Consider the following 16,041-nt stretch of genomic DNA (forward strand, 5'->3'; position numbering starts at 1 on the left):
GAGGATTACTATGACACATGTATCTACTTTAGAAGAACACAAACTTTGGAATGCATGGATATATGATCGAGACACGGATGCCGGTGATATTTTAGTCAAAAAATACTTGCCCCTCGTTTCTTTTCATGTACAGAGAATATCTGCCGGCCTTCCCCGCAGCGTCTCAAAGGAGGATTTAAAGAGCCTTGGGATGATGGGACTGCTGGACGCATTGAATAAATTCGACCCCACAAGGGATTTAAAATTTGATACATACGCCTCTTTCAGAATAAGGGGTGCCATCCTGGATGGACTTAGAAAAGAAGATTGGCTTCCCAGGAGCACACGGGAAAAAGCAAAGAAGATTGAACAGACGATAGAATACCTTGAACAAAAAAATATGAAAACTCCTTCAATTGAGGATATCTCCCTTTTTCTTGACATGCCTGAAGAGGAAGTCTCCCAAACAATGAGCGAGCATTTTTTTGCCAACGTCCTTTCAATGGATGAGCAAACGTATGAGAATGAAGATAAAGATGGTCAAGCATATGCATTAAAAGACGAGAAGGTATTGACCCCAGAAGCACAAGTGATCAAAGAAGAGTGGATCGAGGATTTGTCAAAGGTTATTCTAACATTGAACGAAAAAGAACAGCTGGTCCTAAGCCTTTTCTATCAAGAGGAGCTTACACTTACAGAAATCGGCGAAATATTAAATTTATCCACTTCCAGGATATCTCAAATCCATTCAAAAGCTTTATTCAAATTAAGAAAAACCCTAATGGCAAATTCTTATTGATAAACCGACAATTTAGAACTTCTTTATCGTTAGTCGCAGTGCATTTGATTCCCAGGGGTGATATAAATGAGTCTGAAATTAGTCGAATTGCAGGTCGCCATTCCGAGGACTGCCGATGCCTCGAAAACAGCAGAAAACATCCTGAAGCAAGGAGCAGTTATCAGTCAAGAGGCTTCAAATGAACTGGAAAAAGAATACCAAAGAAAAAGCAGGCAAGTGATAGAAAACGCAAAAAGCGAGAAAACTTCCGATCAAAATGAATCAAGGGGCCAAAAAGAGTCTGCGGCGTTAGGGGAGAATAAAAAGAACAAGGAAATGAATCAAGCAAAACATCCTTATAAAGGAAATACCATCGACTATAGCCGATAAGGAGCAGCCATGATCACTTTTATTATCATCATTTTATTTATTATGAATATCATTGCCCTTTTTTCCGTTGTCCTCCTTTACCTGAGACAGAACAGACTTGTCGATATGGAGCAGAAGCAAAGGAAGATGATTGCGGAAATGGAAGATGTCATCTCCTCTTACTTAATTGAAATGAAAGAGGAGAATGAAAAATTCATTTCTGAAATTGAAAGAAGGAAATCCTCCGGCAGGAAGCAATTTTCTGAAAAACCTGCAGCAGATGCCACCCAACCAAATCCCCTTCAGGAGCAAGAAGAGTCAGCCGTTGTTCAAGAAACTCATTACAGCCGCAAAAAAGCAGCAGAAGCTTATGCAAAAACTGCAGAAGCGAAACCTCAGCTGTCAAAAACAAAAAAGGAAAAAGAACCTTCCAGCCGCGAAGAGAGTTTTTCTGAGAAAGTCATCTCATTAAGTAAACAGGGTATGACTATGGAGGAAATAGCTAAAAAATTTAATACAGGAAAAACCGAAATTGAACTTTTACTTAAATTTCGTCAAAAAAATCAATAATAGCTTGATTGGATTCTTTCAATATGCTATATTAATTCATGGTGTGAATACACACGCTTCAGGATGAAAGCAGATGGTGCTATGAAAAATAGTTTCTGTTTAAAGATGATTGAAGCGGAGGATAAATAAAAACCATTTAGGAGGAAACACACATGTCAGTAATTTCTATGAAACAATTACTTGAGGCTGGTGTACATTTCGGTCACCAAACTCGCCGTTGGAACCCAAAAATGAAGAAATATATCTTCACTGAAAGAAACGGCATCTACATCATCGATCTTCAAAAAACAGTCCGCAAAGTTGAAGAAGCTTACAACTTTGTAAGAGAAGTAGCTGGAAACGGCGGAAAAATCCTTTTCGTTGGAACTAAAAAGCAAGCTCAAGAGTCTGTTAAAGAAGAAGCAGAACGTTCTGGTATGTACTTCGTCAACCAACGCTGGTTGGGTGGTACACTAACTAACTTCGAAACAATCCAAAAACGTATTACACGTTTGAAAAATATCGAAAAAATGGCTGAAGACGGTACTTTTGAAGTACTTCCTAAGAAAGAAGTTGTCCAGCTTAAAAAAGAACAAGAACGTCTTGTAAAATTCCTAGGCGGAATCAAAGACATGAATGGTCTTCCTGACGCTCTATTCATCATCGATCCTCGCAAAGAGCGCATCGCTGTTGCAGAAGCTCGCAAATTGAACATCCCAATCGTAGGTATCGTTGATACTAACTGTGATCCGGATGAAATCGATTATGTTATCCCTGCAAATGATGATGCAATCCGTGCAGTTAAATTGTTAACTGGTAAAATGGCGGATGCTATCCTTGAAACTAAGCAAGGTGAAGAAGCAGCTGTAGCTGCTGAGTAATCCTTGAACTGAAAGGTGATAAGTGGGAAGCACCCTTATCACCTTTTTTTAAAGGTTGGAATTTTGGCTGCACAAGCCGCTAAGAATAAATATGGCTACATAGACTAAGGAGGAATTATTCATTATGGCAATTACAGCTCAAATGGTAAAAGAACTTCGTGAAAAAACTGGCGCCGGCATGATGGATTGCAAAAAAGCGTTGACTGAAACTGATGGCGATATGGACAAAGCGATTGACTTCCTACGTGAAAAAGGAATTGCGAAAGCTGCGAAAAAAGCTGACCGCATCGCTGCTGAAGGTACTACTTTCATTAAAAGCGCAGGCAATGAAGCAGTAATCCTTGAAGTGAACTCTGAAACAGACTTCGTTGCTAAAAACGAAGGATTCCAAAACTTGGTTAAAGAATTGGCTGCTCACCTTTTGAACAACAAGCCAGCTTCTGTTGAAGAAGCAAATGCTCAAACTATGGAAAACGGAAAAACTGTTGAAGCTTTCATCAACGAATCCATTGCGAAAATCGGAGAAAAACTAACTCTTCGCCGCTTTGAAATCAAAACTAAAGGCGACAACGCTGCATTCGGTGAGTACTTGCACATGGGCGGACGTATTGGTGTATTGACTGTCCTTGAGGGAACAACTGACGCTGAACTAGCAAAAGATGTTGCAATGCATGCTGCAGCTTTGAACCCTAAATACATCTCCCGTGATCAAGTTTCCCAAGAGGAAGTTGATCGTGAGCGTGAAGTATTGACACAACAAGCTCTTAACGAAGGCAAGCCGGAAAACATCGTTGCAAAAATGGTTGAAGGACGCCTAAGCAAGTTCTTCGAAGACATCTGCATCATTGATCAGCCGTTTGTAAAAGATCCAGATCAAAAAGTAGGTAAAGTAGTAGCTGCAAAAGGCGCAACAATCGTTGAGCTTGTACGCTACGAAGTTGGTGAAGGAATCGAGAAGCGCCAAGACAACTTTGCTGAAGAAGTAATGAGCCAAGTTAACAAAAAATAATAGCAAAAACCAAAATAGGGAGCACATAGTGTTCCCTATTTTATAAGAAAAGCGGAAGCGCCCTGGTCAGCCCCGACCAGCATAAGACGGAACTCGAAGGAAATCCTGATTTCCGTAGAGGTACGGCTTATGACTCGAGGGGCTGGGCGCTGAAGCTGGACAAAGAAAAGCGGAAGCGCTGAAGCTGGACAAAAAGAAAAGTGGAAGCTCCGAGACTTGCCTTAACGGGCATAAACATGGTAAAAAATAAGAAGAAATAGAACTTTACATAATGGAGGTTCACATGAGCATTCCGAAGTATAAACGAGTCGTATTGAAATTAAGTGGAGAAGCATTAGCAGGGGATCAAGGCTTTGGCATTAACCCATCTGTCATCAAATCAATCGCAGAACAGGTAAAGGAAATCGCTGAATTGAACGTAGAAGTAGCTGTCGTAGTAGGCGGAGGAAATATCTGGCGCGGAAAGATCGGCAGTGAAATGGGAATGGACAGGGCATCTGCTGATTACATGGGAATGCTTGCAACCGTCATGAATTCATTGGCTTTGCAGGATAGCCTTGAAAATCTTGGAATTGAAACACGTGTACAAACATCAATCGATATGCGCCAAGTTGCAGAACCGTATATCAGACGCAGAGCTATGAGACATCTTGAGAAAAAACGTGTAGTCATTTTTGCTGCAGGAACAGGAAATCCTTATTTCTCTACAGATACCACTGCAGCGCTTAGAGCAGCAGAAATTGACGCAGAAGTGATCCTTATGGCTAAAAACAATGTCGATGGTGTTTATACTGCAGATCCTAAGCTGGATGAAAATGCAGTCAAATATGAGGAACTGTCCTATTTGGATGTAATCAAAGAAGGATTGCAGGTCATGGATTCCACTGCTTCCTCGCTTTGCATGGATAACGATATCCCGCTTATTGTTTTCTCCGTCATGGAAAAAGGAAACATCAAGCGTGTGGTCTTAGGTGAAACAATCGGAACAATTGTTAGGGGGAAAGCATAATGACAAAACAAGTAATGGATACTGCGAAAGATAAAATGACCAAGGCTGTAAGTGCGTTTTCTCGCGAGTTGGCTTCAATCCGTGCCGGCCGTGCAAATGCATCATTATTGGATAAAATCGTCGTGGATTATTATGGTGCACCGACACCGGTAAATCAGCTGGCGTCTGTTTCTGTACCTGAAGCCCGTCTATTGGTTATCCAGCCTTATGATAAAACTGTCCTTGGTGAAATTGAAAAAGCAATTCTAAAGTCTGATTTGGGCATCACTCCAAGCAACGATGGTTCAATCATCCGTATTGCCATTCCAGCTTTGACAGAAGAACGCCGTAAAGAATTGGTGAAACTAGTGAAGAAAGAAGCTGAAGAAGCGAAAGTTGCCATCCGAAATATCCGACGCGATATCAACGATGATCTTAAAAAACTTGAAAAGAACGGCGAATTGACTGAGGATGACTTGCGCGGGTACTCTGATGACGTTCAAAAGTTAACTGACAGCCATATTGTAAAAGTTGACCAAGTAGCGAAAGATAAAGAAAAAGAAATTCTTGAAGTTTAACATAACAGCCATTTTACTTAAATAAAACGGCTAGTTCATGATGCCTGGCATCCTTCCATACCCATTATCAAAAATGATTTATGGGGAAAATGGGATGGAAGCCCGGCATTTATTTTTGGATCTGGTACTTTAAGATGTACCCTTCACTATTATTGACGCTTATTTTTTATACATATTTATGGATAAACAAGATATCTTTTTATATTTTTGGTATGATAGAAGTTGCTAATAAAACAATCTAAATGCCAATAAGTTCAATCAAGTGGGGGACTTGTTCATGTTGAATATAAAGAAATTATGGAAGAACGGGAAAACGAATGAAAATCTTGATGCCCGAATAGAGTCTGTAAAAAGACAAAAGATGCCCAAGCATATCGCCATCATCATGGATGGAAACGGGAGATGGGCAAAAAAACGTTCCCTTCCGCGTGTAGCAGGACACCACGAAGGAATGAAGGTCGTCAGGAAGATCACAAGATTGGCCAATCATTTAGGCGTTGGCGCGCTTACCCTTTATGCATTCTCTACAGAGAATTGGAAAAGGCCAAAACTGGAAGTGGAATTCTTAATGAAACTGCCAGAAGAATTCCTTGGCACGTTCCTGCCTGAACTGATCGAAGAAAACGTTAGGGTTACAATGGTGGGGCATAAGGAGCATTTGCCCAAACATACACTCGCAGCTATTGAAAAAGCGATGGAGGCCACCAAGCATAATACAGGCCTTGTATTGAATTTTGCTTTGAATTATGGCAGCAGGGCTGAAATCATTGAGGCTGTGCGCGATGTCTTAATAGATGTAAAAAGTGGTATAATGGATCCTAATGATATTAATGAATCTAGTTTTGCACAATATTTAATGACCTCCGATTTAGAGGATCCTGATTTGTTGATAAGAACCAGCGGTGAAATTCGATTAAGCAATTTTATGCTGTGGCAGCTGGCTTACTCGGAATTTTGGTTTACGGATGTCCTCTGGCCAGATTTTGATGAAGAGCATCTCATCCAGGCGGTGGAAGTATTCCAAAATCGTTCCAGAAGATACGGTGGCATTAATAGTGAGGAGTCATAGTGTATGAAGCAAAGGATTATTACAGCAGTTATAGGGATTGCAATTGTTCTCCCTATCATTTTTTACGGAGGCATTCCTTTTTTGCTTCTGACGTATTTACTGGCGACAGTTGGACTATATGAAGCATTGAGGATGAAGAAACAATCCATCTTTTCTATCCCAGGCTTGATCTCCATTGTCCTTTTATGGATTTTTTTGGTCCCGACCCAATATAATAATATAATTCAACAATTCCACTATTCGAAAATCGAATTTATGATGATAGGAATTTTATTGATGCTTACATATACTGTGGCGTCAAAGAATAGATTCTCTTTTGAGGATGCATCCTACTCGATTCTATCCATTCTGTATGTGGGAATAGGTTTCTTCTATATGAATGAAACGCGCAGTGCGGACAGTGGATTGACATATCTGTTCTATGCTTTATTCATTATATGGGCAACAGATTCCGGAGCATATTTTATTGGCAAGGCAATGGGGAAAAGAAAGCTGTGGCCAGAAATCAGTCCGAATAAAACCGTTGAGGGTTTTGTAGGGGGAGTGGTTTGTGCTCTTGTAGTGGCTCTGCTCTTTTTCTTAATCTCGGATATACCTGCAGGGATGATGAAATTATTGATTGCCGGTATTGTCCTTTCTATTTTTGGACAAATTGGCGACCTTGTAGAATCAGCGCTGAAAAGGCACTTTGATGTAAAGGATTCCGGCAACATTCTACCTGGGCATGGAGGGATATTGGACAGATTCGACAGTCTCCTGTTTGTCCTTCCCATTCTGCATTTTATTCATTTGATATAAACAAAAGGACATCGGGGGAGTGATAGATATGAAATACATAAGTCTTCTAGGAGCAACGGGATCCATTGGAACACAAACCCTTGATGTGATTCGCAGACATCCTGAAGAATACAGACTTGCAGCATTCAGTGCCGGCAAAAACTTGGAATTAACGAGAAAAATCATTCAAGAGTTTAAACCAGAGCTAGTATCTGTAAGTGATAAAGATGATTGCCTCGCCTTACAGAGTGAATTCAGCTCATCCATATCTTTTCACTATGGTGAAGATGGATTGGTAGAAACAGCGGTATATCACAAATCGGATATTTTGGTGAATGCAGTACTGGGAAGCGTTGGATTATTCCCAACCTTGCAGGCAATCAAAGAAAAGAAAATCATTGCAATTGCCAATAAAGAAACATTGGTCACTGCCGGACACCTTGTCATGGATGCAGCTAAAGAAAATGGAGTACCGCTTCTGCCTGTCGACAGTGAACATTCAGCAATTTTTCAAGCTCTTCAAGGCGAAAAAGAAAAAAATATCGAAAAGTTGATCTTGACTGCTTCAGGAGGGAGCTTTCGCGATCGTACTCGGGATGAATTAAAAGGGGTTACAGTCATTGACGCACTTAATCATCCCAACTGGTCAATGGGGGCAAAGATCACGATCGATTCCGCGACCATGATGAATAAAGGCCTTGAAGTGATTGAAGCCCACTGGCTTTTCCAAATGCCGTACGATCGAATTGATGTGCTCCTGCATCGCGAGAGCATCATACATTCAATGGTAGAGTTTCATGACAGCAGCATCATTGCACAGCTTGGCACGCCAGATATGCGTGTACCGATCCAATACGCTTTGACTTATCCGGATCGACTGCCGTTTTCGGATGCCAGCAGATTGAATCTTGCAGAGATTGGCAAACTCCATTTTGAAAAAATGGACATGGACCGTTTTTATTGCTTGAAACTCGCTTACCAGGCAGGTATTGCGGGCGGTACCGCGCCAACTGTTTTAAATGCTGCCAATGAAGAAGCTGTAGATGCTTTTCTAAAAGGAAAAATCAGCTTCCTGGAAATTGAAGACTGCATTGAGAAGGCCCTGAACAAGCATCAAAAAATCGATCAGCCTGATTTAGAGACAATCCGTGGAGTTGATAAAGAGACCAGAAGCTACATTCATGAACTTCTGTCTTAAGCTTTGCCTGGAGTAGTTTACACAAGTAGTAAGATACCCATCTATGCAATTGGACTTGGATGAACAAAATCAGAATTTCTATGATTGGATGTTCTATGAGTCACTTTATTAAAAGGTGGTTTTATTATTGGAAACAGTATTAGCCTTTATCGTCATTTTTGGTGCATTAGTCTTTTTCCATGAACTTGGACACTTTGTATTTGCTAAAAGAGCGGGGATTCTTTGCCGTGAATTTGCAATTGGATTTGGACCAAAAGTGTTTTCGGCAAAAAGAGGTGAAACCATCTATACCATCCGCCTTTTACCTATTGGAGGATTCGTGAGGATGGCTGGTGAGGACCCTGAAATGGTTGAACTGAAGCCTGGACACCGTGTAGGTCTTATTCAAAATGATGATGGCTTGATTGAAAAAATCATTTTGAATAACCGCGATAAATATGCAGACTTATTAGTCATCGAAGTGGAATATGCCGACTTGGAAAAGGAACTAATCATTAGAGGGTATGAAGACGACGATGATGAAGTCTTAAAGACCTATAAATTGTCGCGCAAGGCTGTAATGGTTGAGGATAAAGTTGAGACGCAGATTGCCCCTTGGGATCGCCAATTTGCATCAAAAACGCTTGGTCAGAGGGCGATGGCTATTTTTGCGGGTCCTATGATGAACTTCATCCTTGCATTTGTCGTTTTTGTTTTAATCGCACTTATGCAGGGGATTCCAGTGAATGACCCTGTATTAGGCGATATTTCTCCTGATGGTGCTGCTCAAAAAGCTGGCCTGAAAGCAGGAGATGAGGTCCTTAGTATTGAAGGATCTGAAATTAACAGCTGGGCTGATGTAGTTGATGTGGTCAGGAAGCATCCGGGAACTGAAGTGACGTTCACTGTTGAACGCAATAAGAAAACCTTGGATATTCCCGTGACACCAAAGGCGACAGAGGCTGACGGTAAAAAAATCGGTTTGATCGGAGTCATGAGCCCCATCGAAAAATCGCCGTTGAAATCCATAACATATGGTGCGAAAGAAACTTATGGATGGACGGTTGAGATTTTCCACATGCTTGGAAAATTGGTTACTGGCCAATTTTCAATTAATGCTTTGTCAGGACCTGTAGGGATCTATGTTTCAACAGAAACAGTAGCTAAATCAGGTATCTTCTATTTAATGAAATGGGGAGCCATCCTGAGCATAAATCTTGGAATCATGAATCTCCTTCCAATTCCGGCATTGGATGGGGGAAGACTCATGTTCTTTGCTGCCGAGGCTCTTCGTGGGAAGCCGATTGACCGCCACAAGGAAGGGATCGTCCATTTCATAGGCTTTGCCTTGCTTATGGTATTGATGCTGATAGTCACATGGAATGACATCCAAAGATTCTTTTTACAATAACTCAGAAACAGTTTAAATAATTGATTGAGGTGCACAGTATGAAACAAAGCATGACACTAATTCCAACTATGCGTGAAGTTCCTGCAGATGCAGATGTTAAAAGCCATCAGCTGCTTTTGAGAGCAGGGTTCATCAGGCAAAATGCCAGCGGGATTTACAGCTTTTTGCCGCTTGGAAAAAAAGTACTCCAAAATATTGAACAAATCGTACGTGAAGAAATGATGGCCGCGGGGGCAGTGGAAGTATTGATGCCGGCCCTGCAGCAGGCTGAACTATGGCAGGAATCAGGCCGGTGGTATTCCTACGGTCCTGAACTCATGAGGCTCAAAGATCGCCATGACAGGGAATTTGCACTTGGCGCTACACATGAAGAAGTCATCACAAGTCTGATCAAAGATGAAGTTAAATCTTATAAGAAGCTTCCTTTGACGCTTTACCAGATCCAAACTAAATTCCGTGATGAAAAACGTCCACGATTTGGTTTGCTTCGTGGAAGGGAATTCATCATGAAAGATGCATACTCATTCCATTCATCACAGGAAAGCCTGGATGAAGTTTATCAAAAAATGTACAAAGCTTATTCCAATATATTTGAACGATGCGGTTTGAATTATCGTGCTGTCATAGCAGATTCAGGTGCGATGGGCGGAAAAGACACGCATGAGTTCATGGTGCTTTCTGAAATCGGGGAAGATACGATTGCATATTCAACTGAATCAGATTTCGCTGCAAATATCGAAATGGCTCCGGTAGCTGTAAATTATGAAAAAAGCAGCGATGCGCCAGACAGCTTGAAAAAAGTCGATACTCCTGATCAAAAATCAATCGATCAAGTATCAGGATTCTTGAACAAGAAACCTGAAGAGTGCATCAAAACAATGATTTTTAAAGTAGATGAAGAATTCGTGGCTGTCCTTGTAAGAGGAGACCATGAAATAAATGACATCAAAGTGAAAAATGCTTTAGGAGCTGTATCAGTCGAGCTTGCTTCACCGGAAGAAATAAAAGAGAAAATGAATTGTCCGGTTGGTTCTCTAGGTCCGATTGGCTTGAATGATATGAAAATCCTTGCTGATTCTGCTGTAGAGTTCATCGTGAATGGTGTCTGCGGAGCAAACGAAGACGGTGTACATTTTGTCAATGTAAATCCTGGCCGTGATTTCAACGCGGAATATGCTGACCTTCGCTTCATCCAGGAGGGGGACCCTTCACCGGATGGCAAGGGAATCATTCAATTTGCTAAAGGAATTGAAGTTGGACATGTCTTTAAGCTTGGTACCCGATACAGCGAAGCGATGAATGCTGCCTACCTTGATGAAAACGGACGTTCCCAGCCTATGATCATGGGCTGCTACGGAATCGGCGTTTCAAGGACTTTAGCGGCCGTTGCTGAACAGTTCAATGATGACAAAGGATTTGTATGGCCGAAGAATATCACACCATATGATATTCACTTGATCCCTGTCAATGTAAAGGATGAAGCACAAACGAATCTGGCAGTTGAACTTTATGATGCATTGCTTCAGCATCGTTATGAGGTTCTTCTAGACGACCGGCAGGAGCGCCCAGGCGTTAAATTTGCTGATTCTGATTTGATCGGTTTGCCTGTCCGCATCACCGTGGGCAAAAAAGCAGCAGATGGAATTGTCGAAGTGAAGCTGAGGGAATCAGGGGAAGTATTCGAGTACACGAAGGAGGAACTATTGGAAAAGCTCCAATCAATCCTTGCTTAAAATATCTGATAAAAAGCGCCTATAAAAAAGGCGCTTTTTATCTTCTTTATCTCTTTTTCTAGAAAAAGATTCAAAATGCACTACACCATATCGGAACATGATAAAATAAAAAAATAAATAAACTAGGATGGGGGCGGGAATAAATGAATGGAAATCCATCCGAAAAGCGCGAACGCTTTCGATTATTATTGGATCAATTAAAATTGACGGATGATAAATATATGCCTCATTTTGAAGGGGCGGAAATTGCAAAGCTGACAGCTGATAGATCCGCAAAAAAATGGAACTTTTCTTTCCGTTTTAAAACGATTATTCCATGTGAGCTTTTTTCTCTTTTTTCTCAGCAGCTTGAGAGGACATTTTCCCATATAGCTTCTGTATCTTTTACGATTGAAACAGAGGAGCCGATCCTTTCAGAGAACTTGATTTTGGATTATTGGCAAAACTGCATAAAAGAAATTGATGGGATATCTCCCCCTCTTTTATCTCTATTGAATAGCCAAAAACCAGTGGTTAAAGGCAATAAAATCATTATAAAAGCTGGAAATGAACTTGAAGGAATAACCTTGAAAAGAAAATATGGGGAGTGGATATCTTCCATCTATCAAAACTTCGGTTTCCCAAAGCTTGTTTTAGATGCGGAAATCAAGACAGAAGGACCTTCGGAAGAGTATCAGCAATTTTTGGAACAGAAGAAGAAAGAAGATGAAGAACGGGCTAAACAGGCTGTCATTGACATGCAAAAACGCGACTCTGAAAATGATGCAGCCCAGGATTCGGGGCCTCTCCAAATCGGATTGATGATAAAAGAAGACTCGGATTTCAGGAATCTTGTTGATATACATGATGAAGAGCGCAGGATCGCCATCGAAGGCTATATATTCGATGCGGAAACAAAAGAACTTCGCAGCGGGAGAACACTCCTCACTTTTAAAATCACAGATTATACAAGTTCGATGCTCGTCAAAATGTTCTCACGGGACAAAGAAGATGCAGCTATGTTCAGCCGGGTGAAAAAAGGAATGTGGGCGCGGGTGCGTGGAAGCATACAAAATGATACCTTTGTCCGCGACCTGGTGATGATTGCGAATGATGTCAATGAAATTAAACCTATAACCCGAAAGGATACTTCCCCAGAGGATGAGAAGCGTGTTGAGCTTCACCTTCATACACCGATGAGCCAGATGGATGCGGTGTCTTCTGTCGGCGATTTAGTCAGCCAAGCGAAAAAATGGGGGCATAAAGCAATCGCCATCACAGATCATGCGGGAGTGCAATCTTTTCCAGAGGCATACAATGCGAGCAAAAAACATGATATTAAAGTTCTGTATGGTCTCGAAGCAAATCTGATTGATGATGGTGTGCCGATTGTCTATAACGAAGCGAAGCGACTTCTTGCTGAGGATACTTATGTAGTATTTGACGTTGAAACAACAGGTCTTTCAGCTGTTTATAATACAATCATCGAGCTTGCAGCTGTAAAAATCCATGATGGGGAAATAGTGGACAAGTTCGAGCGCTTTGCCAATCCGCATCACAAGCTTTCTGCCACCACAATCAATTTAACGGGGATAACAGATGATCTTGTAGAAAATGCACCTGACCCGGAAGTCGTTGTAGAAGAATTCCACAAATGGGCAGGAGATTCGATTTTGGTAGCTCATAACGCGTCATTTGACATGGGCTTCTTGAATGTTGTCTATAAGAAAATCGGGATTGGTAAGGCTGTCAATCCAGTAATTGATACTCTGGAGCTTGCCAGATTCCTTTACCCGGAATTTAAAAACCATCGATTAAATACATTGGCAAAGAAATTCGATGTTGAATTGACTCAGCACCATAGAGCCATCTATGATGCTGAAGCGACAGGATACCTGTTGCTGAAAATGTTGAAAGACGCTTCTGAAAAAGGGATAGAGTATCATGATCAGTTTAATGACTATATGGGAAAAGGCGATGCATTCAAACGTGCCAGACCATCTCATTGCACCCTTCTTGCTCAGTCTGAGGAAGGTTTAAAAAATCTTTTCAAGCTTGTATCTATTTCACATTTAAATTATTTCTTCCGCGTCCCGCGAATCCCAAGATCGCTGCTTCAAAAACATCGGGACGGAATCTTGGTCGGTTCAGGCTGTGATAAAGGTGAAGTATTTGAAGGGATGATGCAGAAGGCCCCTGAAGAGGTAAAGGAAATTGCATCATTCTACGATTATCTTGAAGTCATGCCAAAAGACATTTATAAACCTCTGATTGAAATGGAACTGATACAGGATGAAAAATCATTGGAAGAAATCATTGGGAATATAGTCAAACTAGGAGATGAATTGAGCATTCCTGTCGTTGCAACAGGCAATGTTCATTATCTAAATCCAAATGATAAAATTTACAGGAAAATCCTGGTTAATTCCCAAGGTGGGGCCAATCCGCTCAACAGGCATGAATTGCCGGATGTCCATTTTAGGACAACGAATGAAATGCTCGAAGCTTTCTCATTTTTAGGAAATGACAAGGCTAAAGAAATTGTTGTTGAAAACTCCAACAAAATTGCGGATATGATTGATTCCATCAAAGTCATCAAAGATGATTTGTTCACTCCTAAAATCGAGGGTGCAGATGAAGAGATGCGCAGTATGAGCTATGGCATGGCAAGAAGGATATATGGAGAAGAACTTCCTGAAATCGTAGAGGCACGCCTTGAAAAAGAATTAAAAAGTATCATCGGCCACGGATTTGCCGTCATCTATCTTATTTCACATAAGCTGGTTAAAAAATCGTTGGATGATGGATATCTTGTAGGATCACGTGGATCTGTCGGTTCATCATTTGTAGCAACTATGACCGAAATTACTGAAGTGAATCCATTGCCGCCGCACTATGTCTGCTCCAAATGCAAGCACTCTGAATTCTTTAACGACGGTTCTGTCGGTTCAGGATTCGATTTGCCTGATAAAACATGTCCAAACTGCGGTGCAACCTATAAAAAAGATGGACATGATATTCCATTTGAAACATTCCTTGGCTTTAAGGGGGATAAAGTGCCTGATATCGATTTGAACTTTTCAGGGGAATATCAGCCGAATGCCCATAATTACACGAAAGTCCTTTTTGGAGAGGACAATGTCTACCGTGCAGGAACAATTGGTACGGTTGCAGATAAGACGGCATTTGGATATGTAAAAGGCTATTCCCAAGACAACAATCTCACGCTTCGCGGGGCTGAAATCGAGCGTCTTGCCCAAGGGTGTACAGGCGTAAAACGAACGACTGGACAGCATCCCGGCGGAATCATTGTTGTACCGGATTATATGGATATCTTTGATTTTTCTCCAATCCAATATCCTGCAGACGACAGCAAATCCGGGTGGAAAACAACACACTTTGACTTCCACTCTATCCATGACAACCTGCTCAAGCTGGATATTCTAGGGCACGATGATCCGACCATGATTCGTATGCTGCAGGATTTAAGCGGGATTGATCCAAAGACCATTCCGACAGATGATCCTGAAGTGATGAAAATCTTTAGCGGCACTGAGTCGCTCGGCGTCACAGAAGAACAGATCATGTGTAAGACTGGAACACTCGGCATTCCTGAATTCGGTACCCGCTTTGTAAGGCAGATGCTCGAAGATACGAAGCCAACCACATTCTCTGAGCTGGTGCAGATATCCGGACTTTCACACGGAACGGACGTATGGCTCGGGAATGCACAGGAATTGATCCACAATAGCATCTGTACACTAAGTGAAGTTATCGGATGCCGTGATGATATCATGGTCTACCTTATTTATCAGGGACTGGACCCTGCCTTCGCTTTCAAAATCATGGAATCTGTCCGTAAAGGGAAGGGCCTGACAGACGAAATGGAAGCAGAGATGCGGGATAAGGAAGTGCCGGAATGGTATATCGACTCATGTAAGAAAATCAAGTATATGTTCCCGAAAGCCCATGCTGCCGCCTATGTTTTAATGGCAGTCAGGATTGCGTACTTTAAAGTCCATCTGCCTCTCCTCTACTATGCTGCATATTTTACAGTAAGGGCAGAGGACTTCGATGTAGATGCCATGGTTAAGGGTTCTCAATCCATCAGGGCAAAAATCGATGAAATCAATGCAAAGGGCCTCGACATGTCGACAAAGGAGAAAAACTTGTTGACTGTGCTCGAATTGTCGCTCGAAATGTGCGAGAGGGGATTCAAATTCCAAAGGGTGGATTTATATAAATCGAGTGCAGATGAATTCATCATCGAAGGAGATACTCTCATTCCTCCTTTCAATGCGATACCGGGACTAGGGACCAATGCAGCATTGAATATAGTCAATGCAAGAAAAGACGGGGAATTCTTATCTAAAGAAGATCTTCAGCAGCGAGGGAAAGTTTCCAAGACAATCATGGAATACCTTGATAACCATGGCTGCCTTGGATCCATGCCGGAGCAGAATCAATTGTCCTTGTTCTAAAGCAAGCGCTGGTCGGGGCTGAGCAAGGCGCTTTCGCTTTGCTTGATCCAGCTCCGACGGCTAGAGGCTGGGAGGTTTCCTTCAGCGCGCTTACGATAAGTCAACATCGATTCGCTCCGCTTATCGTGTTTCCTTTATCTCGCAGCACTTCAGTCCAACCTCTGCGCCTCTGGACAAGCCGTCTCCGCTTTACTTGATCCAGCTGCAGCGCCTAGCCCCTCGAGTCATAAGCCGTACCTCTACGGAAATCAGGATTTCCTTCGAGTTCCGTCTTATGCTGGTC

13 protein-coding genes are annotated in these 16,041 nt (G+C 41.8%); all 13 read left to right on the forward strand.

Annotation, left to right across the window (positions count from 1 at the left end; genetic code table 11):
- Positions 1-10 precede the first annotated feature (10 nt).
- The 13 genes from ABTV07_RS08170 (at position 11) to ABTV07_RS08230 (ending at position 15,758) form a co-directional block, all read left to right on the forward strand.
- A complete protein-coding gene (locus tag ABTV07_RS08170; protein WP_433749802.1) occupies positions 11-778 on the forward strand; it encodes a FliA/WhiG family RNA polymerase sigma factor in 768 nt (255 codons plus the stop codon).
- A 66-nt stretch (positions 779-844) separates the two neighbouring features.
- A complete protein-coding gene (locus ABTV07_RS08175; protein WP_433749805.1) occupies positions 845-1,147 on the forward strand; it encodes a hypothetical protein in 303 nt (100 codons plus the stop codon).
- 138 nt (positions 1,148-1,285) lie between these two features.
- Positions 1,286-1,696: a DUF6115 domain-containing protein gene (locus tag ABTV07_RS08180; protein WP_433749808.1), complete on the forward strand. Its 411-nt coding sequence runs from the start codon at positions 1,286-1,288 to the stop codon at positions 1,694-1,696.
- 152 nt (positions 1,697-1,848) lie between these two features.
- Positions 1,849-2,556 (forward strand): 30S ribosomal protein S2, encoded by a 708-nt coding sequence (rpsB, locus tag ABTV07_RS08185; RefSeq protein WP_114743652.1) that lies wholly within the window; start codon positions 1,849-1,851, stop codon positions 2,554-2,556.
- A gap of 124 nt (positions 2,557-2,680) precedes the next feature.
- Positions 2,681-3,565: a translation elongation factor Ts gene (tsf, locus tag ABTV07_RS08190; RefSeq protein ID WP_433749811.1), complete on the forward strand. Its 885-nt coding sequence runs from the start codon at positions 2,681-2,683 to the stop codon at positions 3,563-3,565.
- A 283-nt stretch (positions 3,566-3,848) separates the two neighbouring features.
- Positions 3,849-4,574 carry a UMP kinase gene (gene pyrH / locus ABTV07_RS08195; RefSeq protein ID WP_433749814.1) on the forward strand — a complete coding sequence of 242 codons (726 nt, stop codon included), beginning with the start codon at positions 3,849-3,851 and terminating at the stop codon, positions 4,572-4,574.
- The gene (gene frr / locus ABTV07_RS08200; RefSeq protein ID WP_433749817.1) at positions 4,574-5,131 is read left to right on the forward strand and encodes a ribosome recycling factor; all 558 of its coding nucleotides are present in this window, start codon (positions 4,574-4,576) and stop codon (positions 5,129-5,131) included. Before pyrH ends, frr begins: the two co-directional genes overlap by 1 nt.
- 277 nt (positions 5,132-5,408) lie before the next feature.
- A complete protein-coding gene (locus tag ABTV07_RS08205; RefSeq protein ID WP_433749820.1) occupies positions 5,409-6,200 on the forward strand; it encodes an isoprenyl transferase in 792 nt (263 codons plus the stop codon).
- A gap of 3 nt (positions 6,201-6,203) precedes the next feature.
- The gene (locus ABTV07_RS08210; protein ID WP_433749823.1) at positions 6,204-6,998 is read left to right on the forward strand and encodes a phosphatidate cytidylyltransferase; all 795 of its coding nucleotides are present in this window, start codon (positions 6,204-6,206) and stop codon (positions 6,996-6,998) included.
- Between the two features lie 28 nt (positions 6,999-7,026).
- Positions 7,027-8,175, forward strand: coding sequence for a 1-deoxy-D-xylulose-5-phosphate reductoisomerase (locus ABTV07_RS08215; RefSeq protein ID WP_433749826.1), 1,149 nt, complete (start codon positions 7,027-7,029; stop codon positions 8,173-8,175).
- Positions 8,176-8,302: 127 nt separating this feature from the next.
- Positions 8,303-9,565 (forward strand): RIP metalloprotease RseP, encoded by a 1,263-nt coding sequence (gene rseP, locus ABTV07_RS08220; protein WP_433749829.1) that lies wholly within the window; start codon positions 8,303-8,305, stop codon positions 9,563-9,565.
- Positions 9,566-9,603: 38 nt separating this feature from the next.
- Positions 9,604-11,298 (forward strand): proline--tRNA ligase, encoded by a 1,695-nt coding sequence (locus ABTV07_RS08225; protein WP_433749831.1) that lies wholly within the window; start codon positions 9,604-9,606, stop codon positions 11,296-11,298.
- A gap of 143 nt (positions 11,299-11,441) precedes the next feature.
- Entirely contained in the window at positions 11,442-15,758 is a 4,317-nt protein-coding gene (locus ABTV07_RS08230) for a PolC-type DNA polymerase III (RefSeq protein WP_433749834.1), read from the forward strand.
- Positions 15,759-16,041: the final 283 nt, after the last annotated feature.

This window comes from Falsibacillus pallidus (assembly GCF_050990905.1).
GTDB lineage: Bacteria > Bacillota > Bacilli > Bacillales > DSM-25281 > Falsibacillus > Falsibacillus pallidus_A.

Coding starts and splice junctions, on each gene's coding strand:
- ABTV07_RS08170 (WP_433749802.1), top strand. CDS start 11: ATGACACATGTATCTACTTTAGAAGAACACAAACTTTGGAATGCATGG.
- ABTV07_RS08175 (WP_433749805.1), top strand. CDS start 845: ATGAGTCTGAAATTAGTCGAATTGCAGGTCGCCATTCCGAGGACTGCC.
- ABTV07_RS08180 (WP_433749808.1), top strand. CDS start 1,286: ATGGAAGATGTCATCTCCTCTTACTTAATTGAAATGAAAGAGGAGAAT.
- rpsB (WP_114743652.1), top strand. CDS start 1,849: ATGTCAGTAATTTCTATGAAACAATTACTTGAGGCTGGTGTACATTTC.
- tsf (WP_433749811.1), top strand. CDS start 2,681: ATGGCAATTACAGCTCAAATGGTAAAAGAACTTCGTGAAAAAACTGGC.
- pyrH (WP_433749814.1), top strand. CDS start 3,849: ATGAGCATTCCGAAGTATAAACGAGTCGTATTGAAATTAAGTGGAGAA.
- frr (WP_433749817.1), top strand. CDS start 4,574: ATGACAAAACAAGTAATGGATACTGCGAAAGATAAAATGACCAAGGCT.
- ABTV07_RS08205 (WP_433749820.1), top strand. CDS start 5,409: ATGTTGAATATAAAGAAATTATGGAAGAACGGGAAAACGAATGAAAAT.
- ABTV07_RS08210 (WP_433749823.1), top strand. CDS start 6,204: ATGAAGCAAAGGATTATTACAGCAGTTATAGGGATTGCAATTGTTCTC.
- ABTV07_RS08215 (WP_433749826.1), top strand. CDS start 7,027: ATGAAATACATAAGTCTTCTAGGAGCAACGGGATCCATTGGAACACAA.
- ABTV07_RS08225 (WP_433749831.1), top strand. CDS start 9,604: ATGAAACAAAGCATGACACTAATTCCAACTATGCGTGAAGTTCCTGCA.
- ABTV07_RS08230 (WP_433749834.1), top strand. CDS start 11,442: ATGAATGGAAATCCATCCGAAAAGCGCGAACGCTTTCGATTATTATTG.